Here is a 15,212-nt window from a genome sequence, read left to right as displayed (position 1 = left end):
GCCTGGCGGCGCAAAGTACACCTCACCGGACGACACCCCGCCGGACCACCCACTCACCAGAAGGAACACCGCCATGTCCATCGAAAAGATCCTCTACACCGCCACCGCCACCGCCACGGGCGGCCGCGAAGGCCAGGCCACCTCGTCCGACGGCGTGCTGGACGTCAAGCTGTCCACCCCGCGCGAACTGGGCGGCGCCGGCGGCGACGGCACCAACCCCGAACAACTCTTCGCGGCCGGCTACTCGGCCTGCTTCCTGGGCGCGCTGAAGTTCGTCGCCGGCAAGCAGAAGGTCACCCTGCCCCCCACGACCACCGTCACCGGCAAGGTCGGCATCGGCCAGATCCCCACCGGTTTCGGCATCCAGGCCGAACTGACCATCGCCGCCCCGGGTGTCGCCCGCGAGCAGCTGCAGGCCCTGGTCGACGCCGCCCACATCGTCTGCCCCTACTCCAACGCCACGCGCGGCAACATCGACGTGACGCTGGTGATCGCCGACTGACCTTCCTTCCTGACCCACCACCCCTCGCAGGAACCGACACCATGAACGCCTTCACCCGCACCCTCGCCGCCACGCTGCTGGCCGTCGCCACCCAGGCCAGCTTCGCCGCGCAGCCCACATCCACCCCCGCCCCGGTCGCTGTCGAACGCACGGCGAGCTACATCACCACCGCCGATGGCGTGCAGCTGTACTACAAGGACTGGGGCCCGAAGAACGGCCCGGTCGTCACCTTCAGCCACGGCTGGCCGCTGTCGTCGGACAGCTGGGAATCGCAGATGATCTTCCTGGCCTCCAAGGGCTACCGCGTGGTTGCGCACGACCGCCGCGGCCACGGCCGCTCCAGCCAGCCGTGGGACGGCAACGACATGGACCACTATGCCGACGACCTGGCCACCGTGATCAACACGCTGGACCTGAAGGACGTCACCGCGGTCGGCTTCTCCACCGGCGGCGGCGAAGTGGCGCGCTACATCGGCCGCCACGGCACCGGCCGGGTCAAGAAGGCCGTGCTGATCAGCGCCGTGCCGCCGCTGATGCTGAAGACCGCCGACAACCCGGGCGGCCTCCCGCTCGAAGTCTTCGACGGCATCCGCAAGGGTGCGCTGGAAAACCGCTCGCAGCTCTACCTCGACATCGCATCCGGCCCGTTCTATGGCTTCAACCGCCCGGGCGCCAAGGTGTCGCAGGGCCTGATCGACAGCTGGTGGGCGCAGGGCATGCAGGCCGGCCACAAGAACACCTACGACTCGATCGCGGCGTTCTCGGCCACCGACTTCCGCGGCGACCTGAAGAAGTTCGACATCCCCACCCTGGTGATCCACGGCGACGACGACCAGATCGTCCCCATCGACGCCTCCGGCAAGGCCTCGGCCAGGCTGATCAAGGGCGCCCAACTGATCGTCTACCCCGGCGCCCCGCACGGCCTCACCGATACCCACAAGGACCGCGTCAACCAGGACCTGCTCGACTTCCTGCAGAAGTAAGAGAAGCCCCGCAAACAGCAACGGCCGCTAACGCGGCCGTTTGCTTTTGATCGTTCCTGTCCCGACGCGCCAGCGAGCCCACCAGACCCGAAGGGCGGCGGACAAGGATGTCCGCCGTTTTCCGCCTCGCCAGGAAGGCGAGTCGGAAAATCCCGATAGCACCCGAGTTATGGGATTGCTTCGTCGAGGAATGGCCTTTCTTTTGGTGACTTTTCTTTGGCCAGACAAAGAAAAGTTACCCGCTGGCCCGAAGGGCAAGCGGAAGCTTTTGCATCAAGCGACTAAGGCCGCATCACGTCTAAGGATGAACTCATCATCCAGCGTCTTCCCCACCGCAAACTTGTACCCACCCACGCGCGAGAACCCCTGCCGCTCATAGAACCGCTGCGCGCCGAAATTCTCCGACCACACCCCGATCCACACCGTCCGCGGCCCATCCTTCATCAACCACCCCTCGACTTCCGCGAACAGCTTCCCGCCCCACCCACCATTCTGGTGCGACGCCAGCACGTACAGCCGCTTCAGCTCGCCATCGCCCGCCTGCACCTCCGGATGCGGCAACCCGCACGGCCCGGCGGCGGCATGGCCCACGGCCACACCGTCGTCTTCCAGCAACCACACCGCGTAGTCCGGGTGAGACAGGATCGTCCGCTGCTTGCCCACCTCGTAGGCATCGGCGAGGAACGCCGCCAGATCCTCGGCGGGATACAGATGGCCGAAGGTCTCAGTGAACGTACGCGACGCCAGGTCCGACAGCACGGCAGCGTCATCGACGGTGGCGCGACGGATCCGCACGCTCAGGCGTCCTCTTCTTCCTCGTCCTCTTCGTCCGCCTCGTCTTCCTCGTCGGCGTCCTCGTCTTCTTCCTCTTCGTACTCTTCTTCGTCTTCTTCTTCGTAATCGTCTTCGCCGAAGTCCTCACCGTCCCAGCGACCCTGGCCGTCCGGCACGAACGTCACCGCCATCGCCGCCGGCGACGTGCCGACGCGCACCAGCCAGCCACCGAACACACGCGCGCGCTCCGTCACCAGCGCCGCATCGGCGCCTTCATTGCCCAGGCGTTCCCATTCCAGCGAAAAAGCAACTTCCGTCATTTCTTGGTTCTCTCGATCAGTCTTTCTTCGGTCGGACCTGGATGTGCACTTCCGCCAGCTGCTCATCCGGGATCGGCGACGGCGCGCCGGTCATCAGGCACTGCGCGGTGGTGGTCTTCGGGAACGGAATGACGTCGCGGATCGACTCCGTACCGGCCATCAGCGCCGCGATGCGGTCGATGCCGAACGCGATGCCGCCGTGCGGCGGCGCGCCGAAGCGCAGCGCGTCCAGCAGGAAGCCGAACTTGGCTTCCGCTTCTTCCGCGCCGATGCCGAGCAGCTCGAACACCGTGCTCTGCATCTCGGGGCGATGGATGCGGATCGAACCGCCGCCGATCTCGTTGCCGTTCAGCACCATGTCGTAGCCGCGCGATACCGCGGTCTTGGCGTTTGCGCGCAGATCGGCGATGTCGTCCACTGCGGGGGCGGTGAAGGGGTGATGCAGGGCGACGTAGCGCTGTGCTTCGTCGTCGTATTCAAACATCGGGAAGTCGGTGACCCACAGCGGCTTCCAGCCGTCCTGGACCAGGCCGAAATCCTTGCCGGCCTTCAGGCGCAGCGCGCCCATGAAGTCGCTGACCTTGTTGTAGCCGCCCGCGCCGAAGAACACGATGTCGCCGTTGCCGGCGCCGACATGCTTCACCAGCGCCGCGAAGGCGTCTTCGGCGAAGAACTTCTGGATCGGCGAGCTGACCGCGCCGGCCTCGTCGATCTTGATGTAGGCCAGGCCCTTGGCGCCGTACTTGGCGGCATGCGCGGCGTACTCGTCGATCTGCTTACGGCTCAGCGACGCCCCGCCGGGGATGCGCAGCGCGGCCACGCGGCCGTCCGGATCGTTGGCCGCACCGGTGAATACGGCGAACTCGCTGGACTTCACCAGCTCGGCCACGTCCACCAGCTCCAGCGCGATGCGCAGGTCGGGCTTGTCCGAACCGTAGCGACGCATCGCCTCGGCCCAGGTCATGCGCGGGAACTGTGCATCCAGCTGTACGTCCATCACTTCGGCGAAGATGTCGCGGATCATGCCTTCCACGGCGTCCTGCACGTCGCGCTCGCGCACGAAGGCGAACTCCATGTCGAGCTGGGTGAACTCCAGCTGGCGGTCGGCGCGCAGCGCCTCGTCGCGGAAGCAGCGCGCGATCTGGTAGTAACGGTCGAAGCCGGCCACCATCAGGATCTGCTTGAACAGCTGCGGCGACTGCGGCAGCGCATAGAACTCGCCCGGGTGCATGCGCGCCGGCACCAGGAAGTCGCGCGCGCCTTCCGGCGTGGCCTTGGTGAGAATCGGCGTTTCGATGTCCTGGAAGCCGCGCGCGTCCAGCCAGCGGCGCAGCGCCTGCACCAGCTTGATGCGGGTGCGCTGCTTGCGCTGCATGTCGGGCGTGCGCAGGTCCAGATAGCGGTACTTCAAGCGGATGTCTTCGCCCGGGTTCTCGTGCGCGTGGAACGGCAGCGGCTCGGCCTTGTTGAGCACGGTGATCCTGGTGGCGATCACTTCCACCTGGCCGGTGCGGATCTTGGTGTTGACGGCTTCGCGCGCACGCACGACACCCTCGACCTGCAGCACGTCCTCGTAGCCCAGCGACGCGGCGACCTTGAACACCTCGGCATTGGACGGGTCCACGGTCACCTGCACGATGCCCTCATGGTCGCGCAGGTCGATGAAGCACACGCCGCCGAGGTTGCGGGCGACGTCGGTCCAGCCGCACAGGGTCACGGTCTGGCCGATCAAGGCCTCGTCGACGAGGCCGCAGAAATGGGTACGCATGGGGGCTCCACAGGTCGTCCGGCAGTGCCGGAAGGTTTCAAAACAGCCACTGGCTGGTCAAGCCGGCTAGTTTACCCCGTCATCCGCCCGCCTACCCTCCCGGCCTTCCCTGCATGGCCTTAACGGCTCCGGCGTATGCTGGCGCCTCCCTCGGAGGGTACCGCCATGAAGAAGCCGTTGTTGCAGTCCGTCCTCGTACTGTTGCTGGCCTTCATGGCCGGCAGCGCGTTCGCCCAGGTCGGCACGCGGGCCTACGCCCCGGAAGACCTGCGCCAGTTGTCCGTCCAGGACCAGACGCGCGTGATCAGCCTGGAATACTCGGAGCAGTCCCGCGGTCGCCGCATCCCGGACGACCAGCTCCGCTTCTACCTCGACCAGGTCAACCGGTCCCGTTGGACCTTCAGCCGCATCAAGCAGGACATCGCCCAGTCGCTCGGCGGCAACAATGGCGGCTGGAATCCGAATCCGCCCGCCAACGGCCAGGTCACCTGCGAGAGCAAGGACAATCGCCGCCGTGAATGCCGGACCGGTTTCCGGCGCAACGCCGTGCTCGCGCAGAACCTCTCGAGCACCCGCTGCGTGGAGGGCCAGAACTGGGGCAGCGGCAATGGCGTGGTCTGGGTGGATCGCGGCTGTCGCGGCCGTTTCACCGAAGGGTCGGGCGGAGGCTGGGGCGGTTCGGGCGGCTCCACCGTGGTCTGCGAAAGCGCCAACAATGCCTACCGCGAATGCCGTACCAGCTTCCGCGGACGCGCGGTGATCCAGCGCAACCTGTCTTCGACCCGCTGCAACGAGAACCAGAACTGGGGCCAGCGCCAGGGCATGATCTGGGTGCGGAGCGGCTGCCGCGCCGAGTTCCGCGACTCGGGCAACGGGTGGGGCGGTGGTGGCAACAACGGCTACACCATCACGTGCAGCAGCGACGACAACCGCCGCAAGACCTGCGCCTACGACCCGCGCCAGGGCCGGCCGATCCTGCAGCAGCAGCTGTCCAACACCAGTTGCCGCGAAGGCTACAGCTGGGGTTACTCCGGCACCCAGGTGTGGGTGGATCGCGGTTGCCGCGGCCGTTTCGGGCCACGCTGACATCCGGTCATTCGCCCCCTTCAAGGACGACAGCAGCAACATCGATTTGGGTCCCGGCTTTCGCTGGAACGACGAAAGTGCACAACACCTCTTCCGTCATCCCAGCGAAAGCTGGGACCCGTTTCGGCTCCCGCCTCTCCCGCCTGACGATGAGGCCGGGCGCCTCATCCGCCCTCGCCACTGCCCCACGGCGCCGGTGGCAGGGCCACCGGCGTGGTGAGGTCGAACTCCACCCGGAACAGGCGGCCATTCGGCCGGCTCAGTTCATAGACGAAGGTCTTCGCGGGCACCAGTTCCATGGCCCAGGTGTTGTTGAGCGAGGCATTCAGGCCTTCGCGCTTGAACATCGCCACCGATTCGGCATCCACGGGAAACGCCTGCCGCTGCGCCGTGCCGGCATCCACCGTGTCTCCACCGTACATCGTCACCGCGTCCGGACTGCCGTCTTCATGGCGATGGTCATGCTTCAAACGCAGGCCGGCCGCCGTACGCGTGACCACCCAGGTGCGCGAGTGGTCGTCGCCGACATGGAACGGCACGCGGATCTCGCGGGCAGGGTCATCGCAGCCACGTACATGCATCACCAGCGCCTTGCCCTCGAACGCGTCCGGCGTGGTCGACGCGGGCTGGTTGGCGGTGATACGGCCCGCATAGGCCTTGCCGCACTGGGTCGCCAGCGCAGCGAGGAAGGCGTCGGCAGGCGTCGATGACGACGCGCCCGTGGATGACGTGGCGCAGCCGGCGACGGACAACGCAGCGAACGCGAGCAGGGTCTTCTTCATGGCATCCCTTCTTTGCAGGAAGGGATGCACCTTACACCGCCGGCCTCAGGTCGAGGACGTCGACGACGGCGTTGCAGGCTTGGCGTCCGTCTTCGCAGGCGCGCTTTCGGTCTTCGCCGGCGATGATTCGGCAGGCTTGGACTCGCTGGACGGCTTGGCGCCTTCGCCACCGTCGGCCAGGTTGCGCTTCTTGTCGCCGTCCTTCTTGAAATCGGTCTCGTACCAGCCACTGCCGGCCAGCCGGAACGACGGTGCGGTGAGCTGACGCTTCACCGCCTGCGTACCGCATGACGGGCAAGTATCGGGGTCGGGATCGGACAGCTTCTGCAGTCGGTCGAAACTGTGGCCGCACTGGGTGCATTCGAAAGCGTAGATGGGCATGAGGCGGGGGATGCGGGCGTAGACCGGACGTATTGTGGGGCCACGACGCAAAGTTTCAACATCGAGCACGCGCGGGGGAATCGTCTGGGCAGATGGCGGCGCGGCTCCCGTGGCTGGAGGTCCGCTGACGCCATAGTAGAAGCGCGGCATGCACGGTCCATCCGCGCACGACAGGTAAGCGGGGCCTGACGAGAGGCGCTCCAGCGGGCCTACCGTGGTACTGGTCCCATCGTGGATGAACGACGTGAAGTAGATTTCGCTGATCCCGTAGTAACGGTCCCCCGTGGACAGCACCGGGCGGAAATAGTTGAACTGGATCGCGCACAACTGCGCGCCTGCCGCTGTCGCTTCGGCGCAGCTGCGGAAATGTCGACTGCTGCGGTCCGGCATGCGTGCGGTCGCGCGCCATTCGAAGAAGGCGTTGCCGGCCACATCCCAGTACATGGAACTGCTGTCGATGATCGTACTGCCGTCGAAGGCCTGGTTAAGGCTGGTGCCGTCGCTGTTCCGCACTGTCTGGTACTTGAACGGTGTCGCGCTGTATCGGGGCGACCACGCTCCCGTCCAAGGCTCCCATCCCCATGTGCCGAGCGCATCTGCCGAGGACAGAGTGTCCACCGTCTGGATTGCAGTCATCGTGATGCCAACGCGAACCTGCCCTGCCGTCACGCCGGTGCTGCTGCGAGCAAGGTAGGCGGCATTGCCGATGGATCTGGAGGGGCCTTGCAGGCGCCAGAATTCGGTACTCGTCTGACTGGACGTGATGCGCAGCACGCCACGTGCGTCCAGCTCCCAGGAAAAAGGCTGCCTTCCCGAAGAAGGCGCGATCTGATGGCTGGCCGGGTCGACATGCCACCCATGGCCCAGCGTCCAACCGTGGCCCGGCATGCCCGCGCCCAGTTCATGCAGCACGTAGTCGCAGTTTTCCAGCCGCTTGTACGACGTCTCCCGCCTACCTTCGCAGAACCAGGGCAGCATGCGCGCCATCGACGTCGATGCGGGCCACCCGTCCTGGCGCGACCATGCATCCAGCGAAGTCGCTGCGAATACATGGTGCTCGACACTCGTGCCGGACACGCCTTGACCCCATTGCTCCCAGCGCGCTTCCCTGACCCACACATCGACCCCATGACCGGCACTCAGCCTGCGTAGTGCAAGAACTTCAGCGATACCGTCGATGACGCCATTGCCGTTGGACCACAGAGACCTGTGGATATCGGCGTTCGGATAAAGCTCGATGTATCCGCCGTCGTAAAGCCTGGCGCGGTAGTTCGGCTGTTTGAGCGGATAGTCTTCGTAGAAATCGAAACTCCCGTCGGATTGCCGCGCCAGCAGGGCAACCGGGTTGGCGCCGAGTCCTGGATCATTCGGGTCCAGGGCGGGGGCGCCGCCATATGGCAGACCTGACACCATCAGCAACCGGTCCGGAAATTCGGACAGGCTGCCAATGGGTGCACTGTCGGGGGTGCTCCACAGGGCACCTTTGGACAGATCCGTCACCCATCCCTGCTGCGACAGCGCGATATAAGCGGTTCGATCCTCCACCAGCGCCAGACCGCTTTCAAAGCCAGCGGGGAGGATGTCGGCTTCGCGCGCGAACCTTGCCAGCACATAAGTCATCGGCTCGAGTTCGACGGTGACTGCCGCCCGCAGGGCTTGGGTCACCTCGGTGTCGTTCGTCGGCAGACGACCGCCCAAGACGAAGCGCGTCCTGACATACAGCGCCGAGCGGAACGGAGAAGGCGCGAGCGCCGAGACTTCGCGGTCCTCGACGATCGCGTCGCTACCTTCGTGCTGCCTGAGATAGGCCACGCTGCCGACAAGCGACTTGAAGTGGGCAGTGCCCGCACGCGCCTCCACCACGACCATCGCGGCAGGATCGGGCACGCCGATGTCTATCACGTAGGTCCGATCCTGCACCTGCGCCGCATAAACATGCTCTCCGACATGCACGAGCACCTGCAGTCCTGCCAGTCCTTCCGGCATGCCGAGCACTCGACCGCTCAGTACGAGGTTGCGCGCGCGCACGAGCGGCTGCGACCCGTTTTCGCGTATTGCCCCCTCCGGCACGCTGGCCTGCGCGCCGGCCGCGGGACGGCCCTCCTGCCACAACCTCCCCTGCACCGCCCACCACGTGGACGCGGCTGCTGCGAACACCACGAACGCGATAGCCCACGCAGCCATCCCTGCCTTCTTCCACTCCATGCCGCCCCCGATCGCACGGGCCCCGGAGTACGTGGCACCCCTGCCGCGTACCGCCCCGTCGCTCGGCCTAGGCTAGCTCATCCCTGCCGTTAGCGGCAGCCCGTCACGCCTCGTCGTACAACGCCGACCAGGCTGCCTCGGCCTTGGCGAGCTGCTGCTGCAGGGCTTCGCGATCACGACCCAGACGGGCGGCGAGATCGGCATCGGCGTAGCTAGCGGGATCGGCGAGCTGCGCGTCCACGTCGGCCAGCCTGGTTTCCAGTTCGGCGACCTTGGCTTCGGCGGCGGCCAGCTTGACCGGATTGACCTTGCGCGAGGGCGTCGGTGCCGGCTTCGGCGGCGGCGCAGGCTCGCTGCGCAGCGGCTTGCTGCCCTGCGCGGAGGCACGCGTGCGCAGCCAGGCGGCGTATTCGTCCAGGTCGCCGTCGAACGGCTCGACCACGCCATCCGCCACGCGCCAGAACGTGTCGCAGACCAGGCCGATCAGGTGGCGGTCGTGCGAGACCATGACGATGGCGCCATCGAAGTCGCTGAGCGCTTCGGCCAGCGCTTCGCGCATTTCCAGGTCGAGGTGGTTGGTGGGTTCGTCGAGCAGCAGCACGTTGGGCTGCTGCCACGCGATCAGCGCCAGGGCCAGGCGCGCGCGCTCACCGCCGGAGAAGCCATCGACCGGTTCGAACGCGCGGTCGCCGGGGAAATTCCACTTGCCGAGGAAGTCGCGGAACGACTGGTTGCTGGCGTCCGGCGACAGATCGCGGAAATGGTCCATCGGCGACTGGCCTTCGTGCAGCGATTCCACCGTGTGCTGCGCGAAGTAGCCGATCCGCAGGTCCGGGTGCGCCATGCGGTCGCCGGCCAGCGCGGGCAACTCGCCCACCAGTGTCTTCACCAGCGTGGTCTTGCCGGCGCCGTTGGGGCCGAGCAGGCCGATGCGCTGCCCCGCTTCCAGGCCGAAGCCGACGTTGTGCAGGATCACCGCATCCGGCCCATAGCCGGCTTCGACATGATTCAGGCGGATCAGGGAGAACGGCAGCTTGGCCGGCTCGGCGAACTCGATGCGGAACTCGCGCTCGGCGCGCACCGCCTCGGTGCCGGCCAGCTTGGCCAGGCGCTTCATGCGGCTCTGCGCCTGCGCGGCCTTCGAGGCCTTGGCCTTGAAGCGGTCGATGAAGCTCTGCAGGTGCGCGCGCTCGGCCTGTTCCTTCTCGTGCGCGATCTGCTGCTGACGCAACTGCTCGGCGCGCTGGCGTTCGAAATCGGTGTAGCCGCCCGTGTAAAGTTTCGCGCCGCCGCCGTGCAGGTGCAGCGTGTGGGTGGCGACGTTGTCGAGGAACTCGCGGTCGTGCGAGATCAGCAGCAGCGTGCCGGGATACTTCAGCAGCCACTGCTCGAGCCACAGCACCGCGTCCATGTCGAGGTGGTTGGTGGGTTCGTCGAGCAGCAGCAGGTCGCTGGGCATCATCAGCGCACGCGCCAGGTTCAGGCGCACGCGCCAGCCGCCGGAGAACGACGACACCGGCCGGTGGTGCGTATCGGCCGGGAAGCCCAGCCCGTGCAGCAGCTTGCCGGCGCGCGCCTCCGCGTCGTAGGCGCCGATCTCCGCCATGCGGGTATGCGCGTTGGCCACCGCCTCCCAATCCTCGCGCGCGGTGGCGTCGGCTTCGGCCTGCAACACGGCGGCCACCTCGGTGTCGCCCCCGAGCACGAACGACAGCGCCGGATCGGGCAGCGACGGGGTTTCCTGCGCCACGCTGGCGATGCGTACCTTGCCGGGCAGGTCGAGGTCGCCCTTGTCGGCTTCCAGTTCGCCCTGCACGGCGGCGAACAGGCTGGACTTGCCCGCGCCATTGCGGCCGACCACGCCCACGCGGTAGCCCGCATGCAGGGTCAGGTCGACGTTGGACAGCAACAGGCGCTCACCGCGGCGCAGCGCGAAATTACGAAGGGAGATCAAGAAACAACCTAAGGGGATTTGGGGGGAAGCGGCCGCGTAGTTTATCGATAGCGCCTCTGTCCACAGTTGTTAAGAAACCATTGACATCCATGTCATGGCCCTGTAACCAGAGTCTGTAGCGCCTAAGTCCATGGTTTCAAAGGAAACTTTGCAAGCCCTGATCCACTTCAAGCATCACTTCGCAGTCCTTCCCGGAGCCCCCATGACCCGCAAGCTGTCGCCCCTGACCTTCGCCATCAGCCTGGCGCTGGTCGCCCCCGCCGTATTCGCCCAGGAATCCGCCCCTGCCGAGGCGCGCACGCTGGACACCCTGATCGTCACCGGCACGCGCGTCTCCGACCGCACCGTCGCCGAATCGCAGTCGCCGATCGACATCATCACGCCGGAGGCCCTGCAGGCCACCGGCACCACCGAACTGGCAACGGCACTGGCACGCGCCCTGCCCTCGCTGAACTTCCCGCGCCCGGCCGTCACCGACGGCACCAGCGGCGTCCGTCCGGCGCAGCTGCGCGGCCTGTCGCCGGACCAGGTGCTGATCCTGGTCAACGGCAAGCGCCGCCACATCTCGGCGCTGGTCAACGTCAACGGCAGCATCGGCCGCGGTTCGTCGGCGGTGGACCTCAACGCCATCCCCGTGTCGGCGATCGAACGCGTGGAAGTGCTGCGCGACGGCGCTTCGGCGCAGTACGGTTCCGATGCCATCGCCGGTGTGGTCAACATCGTGCTGAAGGGCGCGGGCGAAGGCGGCCGCCTCGCGGTGGATGTGGGCGGCTATTCCGCCGGCGACGGGCGCAGCACGCAGCTGTCCGGCGACACCGGGGTGTCCTTCGGCGGCGGTCGCGGCTTCGTGCACGTCGCGGGGCAGCTGACCCAGCAGGACGAAACCAACCGCGCCGGTCCCTACCAGGGCACCGCGCCCAACACCGGCAACAATCCCGCCATCGGCACGGTGGCCTTCGTCTACGGTGATCCGCAGGTGGATGCCGGCGCGGTGTCGGCCAACGCAGGCTTCGACTTCAGCGACAACGTCAGCGCCTACGCCACCGCCATCGCCAGCAACCGCGACATCGTCTCGTTCGCCTTCTACCGCTCGATCGGCCACAACGCGCTGGTGCCGCAGGTGTATCCGGAAGGTTACGTACCGGAGATCAACCAGCTCTCGCAGGACCGCTCGCTGGTGGCGGGCGTCAAGGGCGACACCGAAAGCGGCTGGAAGTGGGACGTCAGCTACAACTACGGCTACAACCATTTGAAGTTCCACACCCAGAACAGCATCAACTACAGCCTGGGCGCGACCAGCCCGCGTCGCTTCTACGACGGCGCGCTGGAGTACACCCAGAACGTGCTGAACGCCGACATCAGCAAGGCGCTTGAGATCGGGCTGGCGTATCCGGCCACGCTGTCGTTCGGCGCGGAGTACCGCGAGGAGAAGTGGAACCAGTCGCCTGGCGAACTGGCCTCCTACACCGGCAGCGGCGCACAGGGTTTCGGTGGCTTCACACCGGCCAACGCGGTGCATTCGGACCGCGACAGCTATGCGGCCTACGTGGGCCTGGAAGCCGACCTGACCGAGAAGTTCTCAGCCGGCATCGCCGGTCGCTACGAGGACTATTCCGACTTCGGAAGCGAGGTGTCGGGCAAGCTGTCGGCGCGCTATGCCTTCACCGATGCGGTGGCGCTGCGCGCGACCGTGGCCAGCGGCTTCCGCGCGCCGGCGCTGGCGCAGCAGTACTACCAGGTGGTGACATCGCAGTACAACGCCACCCTCGACCGCTTCTTCGAATCGGGCACGTTCCCCGCCACCGGCCCTGTCGCGCAGGCGCTGGGAGCCGATGCGCTGACCGCCGAGACCTCGCTGTCGTACGGACTTGGCCTGGTGCTGCAGCCGGTGGACCGCCTGTACGTCACCATCGATGCGTACCAGATCGACATCGATGATCGCATCGTGCTGTCCTCCAACCTGCTGCTCGGCGGCAACGCGGCGGCGCAGGCGCTGCTGGCCAGCCTCGGCGTCAATGGTGTCACCAGTGCGCGCTACTTCACCAACGCGGCCGACACCCGCACGCGCGGTGTCGACGTGATCGCGCAGTACACCGTGCCGCTGGCCAACAGCAGCCTCGCTCTGACCGCCGGCTACAACTACAACAAGACCGAGATCCAGCGCATCGCACCGAATCCACCGGAGCTGACCGCCCTGGGCGCGAACCTGTGGCGCATCGGCCGCGATGAGCAGGGTCGCATCGAGGAAGGCTATCCGCGCGACAAGACCACGCTGACGGCGGCATGGAACCTGGCACGCTGGGACTTCACCTTCGGCGCCACCCGCTACGGCGAGTTCACCACCCGCGTCAGCGAGACCGGCAATCCGGTCAACGACCAGACCTACGGCGCCAAGTGGATCCTGGATGCCTCGACCAGCTACCGCCCGAGCGAGAACTGGACGCTGACGCTGGGCGCGGACAACCTGCTGGACGAGTATCCGGACCGCACCATTTTCCCGAACTCGAACAGTGGCCAGTTCCCCTACAGCAGCCAGTCGCCGGGCGGTTTCAACGGCGCGTACGTGTACGGGCGCATCGCTTACACGTGGTAACACGCTGCGTTGCCTGATGCACCCGGAACGCCCCGCCCCGTGCGGGGCGTTTCCGTTGTGGTGATGACGAAAGGCGCGGAACACGACACGCCCGATGGCCCGTGCCGGTTTGCGGCGGAGCGTCCGCATCGGCGACACTCGACGCTCATGCCGAGGAAAAACGCCCATCGATGCATCATGACACCGACCTGATCAACATCATCGCGGTGGGGCTGGCCCTGGCCTTCGTGCTGGGTGCGATCGCCCACAAGCTGCGCTTGTCGCCACTGGTCGGTTACCTGCTTGCAGGCATCTTCGTCGGTCCGTTCACGCCCGGCTTCGTGGCCGACCAGGAACTGGCCAACCAGCTGTCGGAACTGGGCGTGATGCTGCTGATGTTCGGCGTGGGCCTGCACTTCTCGCTGGAGGATCTGCTGGAGGTCAAGGCGATCGCCATCCCCGGCGCCATCGCGCAGATCGTCGTGGCCACGGCGCTGGGCTGGGCGCTGGCATGGGGCATGGGCTGGACGCCGTTGAACGGCTTCGTGTTCGGGCTGGCACTGTCGGTGGCGAGCACCGTGGTGCTGCTGCGCGCGATGGAGGACCGACGCCTGCTGGATACAAAGCGCGGCCGCATCGCGGTGGGCTGGTTGATCGTGGAAGACATCGCGATGGTGCTGGCGCTGGTGATGCTGCCGGTGCTGGCGGAAACCTTCGGCGACACCGCAGGCGGCGAACCCGCCAGCTTCGGCACCTTCGCAGTGGCCATCGTGTGGACGCTGATCAAGCTGGGCGCCTTCGTCGCCTTCATGCTGGTGGTCGGCCGCCGGGTGATTCCGTGGACGCTGGAGAAGATCGCCGCCACCGGTTCGCGCGAGCTGTTCACGCTGTCGGTGCTGGCGATCGCCCTGGGCGTGGCGTTCGGCTCGGCCACGCTGTTCGGGGTGTCGTTCGCACTGGGCGCGTTCTTCGCCGGCATGCTGCTCAACGAATCCGAGCTGAGCCACAAGGCGGCCAACGACTCGCTGCCGCTGCGGGATGCCTTCGCGGTGCTGTTCTTCGTATCGGTCGGCATGCTGTTCAACCCGGCGATCCTGGTGGCGCATCCGTGGCAGGTGCTGGCCACCTTCGGGATCATCGTGGTGGGCAAGTCGGTGGCGGCGTACTACATCGTCAAAGCGTTCAAGCACCCCACCGGCACCGCGCTGACGATCTCGGTCAGCCTGGCGCAGATCGGCGAGTTCTCCTTCATCCTCGCCGCCCTGGGCGTCTCGCTGAAGATCCTGCCCCCGGAAGGCCGCGACCTGATCCTGGCCGGCTCGCTGCTGTCGATCATCGCCAACCCGTTCCTGTTCTCATGGCTGGACCGCTGGCAGAAGAAGCAGGAGGCGCTGGCACCGGTGCCGGCGGAGCCCGAGATACCGCCCGGACCATCGCTGGACGTCACCGACCACGCCATCATCATCGGCTACGGCCGTGTGGGCAGCGAACTGGCGCGCGTACTGCGCGACCGCGGCGTACCGCTGATCGTCATCGACGACAATGGCGACCACGTGGCACGCGCGCACGATGCCGGCATTCCGGCCATCCGCGGCAGCGCGGCAGCCGACAAGGTGCTGGCCGAAGCGCATCCCGAGCGCGCCAAGATCGCGGTACTGGCGATTCCCCAGCCCCTGGAGGCCGGCGAGACCCTGGCCAAGCTGCGTGCGATCAATCCTTCGCTGACCCTGCTCGCCCGCGCGCACAGCGAGGGCGAAGTGAAGCATCTGCTCGAGCACGGTGCCGACGGTGCCGTGCTGGCCGAACGCGAACTGGCGTTCTCGCTGGCGGAGATGGTGATGTCGACACCGCCCTACCGCCCGCAACGCATCAATGGCTGAGCCGA

The 15,212-nt window shown here is 66.7% G+C and carries 11 protein-coding genes; 5 read left to right on the top strand and 6 right to left on the bottom strand.

The window, feature by feature from the left end; genetic code table 11:
- The first annotated feature begins 73 nt into the window (after positions 1 to 73).
- A complete protein-coding gene (locus tag AC3DET_RS14435) occupies positions 74 to 502 on the top strand; it encodes an organic hydroperoxide resistance protein (RefSeq protein WP_488392062.1) in 429 nt (142 codons plus the stop codon).
- Positions 503 to 543: 41 nt separating this feature from the next.
- Positions 544 to 1,485: an alpha/beta fold hydrolase gene (locus tag AC3DET_RS14430; protein WP_488392061.1), complete on the top strand. Its 942-nt coding sequence runs from the start codon at positions 544 to 546 to the stop codon at positions 1,483 to 1,485.
- Between the two features lie 273 nt (positions 1,486 to 1,758).
- Here the strand turns inward: AC3DET_RS14430 and AC3DET_RS14425 are convergent, their stop codons facing one another.
- Genes AC3DET_RS14425 through aspS form a run of 3 tightly spaced genes read right to left on the bottom strand, consistent with a single transcriptional unit; the run spans position 1,759 to position 4,347 of the window.
- Positions 1,759 to 2,286: a GNAT family N-acetyltransferase gene (locus tag AC3DET_RS14425; RefSeq protein ID WP_488392160.1), complete on the bottom strand. Its 528-nt coding sequence runs from the start codon at positions 2,284 to 2,286 to the stop codon at positions 1,759 to 1,761.
- Complete coding sequence (locus AC3DET_RS14420) at positions 2,283 to 2,579, bottom strand: DNA primase (protein ID WP_488392060.1); 297 nt, start codon at positions 2,577 to 2,579, stop codon at positions 2,283 to 2,285. The genes AC3DET_RS14425 and AC3DET_RS14420 overlap by 4 nt, the downstream gene beginning before the upstream one ends.
- Before the next feature lie 16 nt (positions 2,580 to 2,595).
- Positions 2,596 to 4,347 (bottom strand): aspartate--tRNA ligase, encoded by a 1,752-nt coding sequence (gene aspS / locus AC3DET_RS14415; RefSeq protein ID WP_488392059.1) that lies wholly within the window; start codon positions 4,345 to 4,347, stop codon positions 2,596 to 2,598.
- Positions 4,348 to 4,512: 165 nt separating this feature from the next.
- On the opposite strand from aspS, the gene AC3DET_RS14410 reads away from it, so the two are divergent.
- Positions 4,513 to 5,433 carry a DUF3011 domain-containing protein gene (locus AC3DET_RS14410; protein ID WP_488392058.1) on the top strand — a complete coding sequence of 307 codons (921 nt, stop codon included), beginning with the start codon at positions 4,513 to 4,515 and terminating at the stop codon, positions 5,431 to 5,433.
- A 164-nt stretch (positions 5,434 to 5,597) separates the two neighbouring features.
- Here AC3DET_RS14410 and AC3DET_RS14405 read toward each other — a convergent pair whose 3' ends face one another.
- From AC3DET_RS14405 to AC3DET_RS14395, 3 genes are all read right to left on the bottom strand, one after another.
- Positions 5,598 to 6,215, bottom strand: coding sequence for a hypothetical protein (locus tag AC3DET_RS14405; protein ID WP_488392057.1), 618 nt, complete (start codon positions 6,213 to 6,215; stop codon positions 5,598 to 5,600).
- A gap of 45 nt (positions 6,216 to 6,260) precedes the next feature.
- Positions 6,261 to 8,801: an FmdB family zinc ribbon protein gene (locus AC3DET_RS14400; RefSeq protein ID WP_488392056.1), complete on the bottom strand. Its 2,541-nt coding sequence runs from the start codon at positions 8,799 to 8,801 to the stop codon at positions 6,261 to 6,263.
- Positions 8,802 to 8,904: 103 nt separating this feature from the next.
- Positions 8,905 to 10,755: an ABC-F family ATP-binding cassette domain-containing protein gene (locus AC3DET_RS14395; RefSeq protein WP_488392055.1), complete on the bottom strand. Its 1,851-nt coding sequence runs from the start codon at positions 10,753 to 10,755 to the stop codon at positions 8,905 to 8,907.
- 202 nt (positions 10,756 to 10,957) lie between these two features.
- Here AC3DET_RS14395 and AC3DET_RS14390 point away from each other — a divergent pair, with 202 nt between their 5' ends.
- Positions 10,958 to 13,348: a TonB-dependent receptor plug domain-containing protein gene (locus AC3DET_RS14390; protein WP_337731491.1), complete on the top strand. Its 2,391-nt coding sequence runs from the start codon at positions 10,958 to 10,960 to the stop codon at positions 13,346 to 13,348.
- Positions 13,349 to 13,518: 170 nt separating this feature from the next.
- Entirely contained in the window at positions 13,519 to 15,207 is a 1,689-nt protein-coding gene (ybaL, locus tag AC3DET_RS14385) for a YbaL family putative K(+) efflux transporter (protein ID WP_337731492.1), read from the top strand.
- The last annotated feature ends 5 nt before the right edge of the window (positions 15,208 to 15,212 follow it).

The organism is Pseudoxanthomonas sp. 97-1-1, from assembly GCF_057773125.1.
The sequence above is the reverse complement of the archived record's forward strand: the minus strand, read 5'-3'. Positions and strand labels throughout refer to the sequence as shown.

Excerpts from the sequence above, each read along its gene's own strand:
- AC3DET_RS14435 (WP_488392062.1), top strand. The coding sequence starts at position 74 with ATGTCCATCGAAAAGATCCTCTACACCGCCACCGCCACCGCCACGGGC.
- AC3DET_RS14430 (WP_488392061.1), top strand. The coding sequence starts at position 544 with ATGAACGCCTTCACCCGCACCCTCGCCGCCACGCTGCTGGCCGTCGCC.
- AC3DET_RS14420 (WP_488392060.1), bottom strand. The coding sequence starts at position 2,579 with ATGACGGAAGTTGCTTTTTCGCTGGAATGGGAACGCCTGGGCAATGAA.
- aspS (WP_488392059.1), bottom strand. The coding sequence starts at position 4,347 with ATGCGTACCCATTTCTGCGGCCTCGTCGACGAGGCCTTGATCGGCCAG.
- AC3DET_RS14410 (WP_488392058.1), top strand. The coding sequence starts at position 4,513 with ATGAAGAAGCCGTTGTTGCAGTCCGTCCTCGTACTGTTGCTGGCCTTC.
- AC3DET_RS14405 (WP_488392057.1), bottom strand. The coding sequence starts at position 6,215 with ATGAAGAAGACCCTGCTCGCGTTCGCTGCGTTGTCCGTCGCCGGCTGC.
- AC3DET_RS14400 (WP_488392056.1), bottom strand. The coding sequence starts at position 8,801 with ATGGAGTGGAAGAAGGCAGGGATGGCTGCGTGGGCTATCGCGTTCGTG.
- AC3DET_RS14390 (WP_337731491.1), top strand. The coding sequence starts at position 10,958 with ATGACCCGCAAGCTGTCGCCCCTGACCTTCGCCATCAGCCTGGCGCTG.
- ybaL (WP_337731492.1), top strand. The coding sequence starts at position 13,519 with ATGCATCATGACACCGACCTGATCAACATCATCGCGGTGGGGCTGGCC.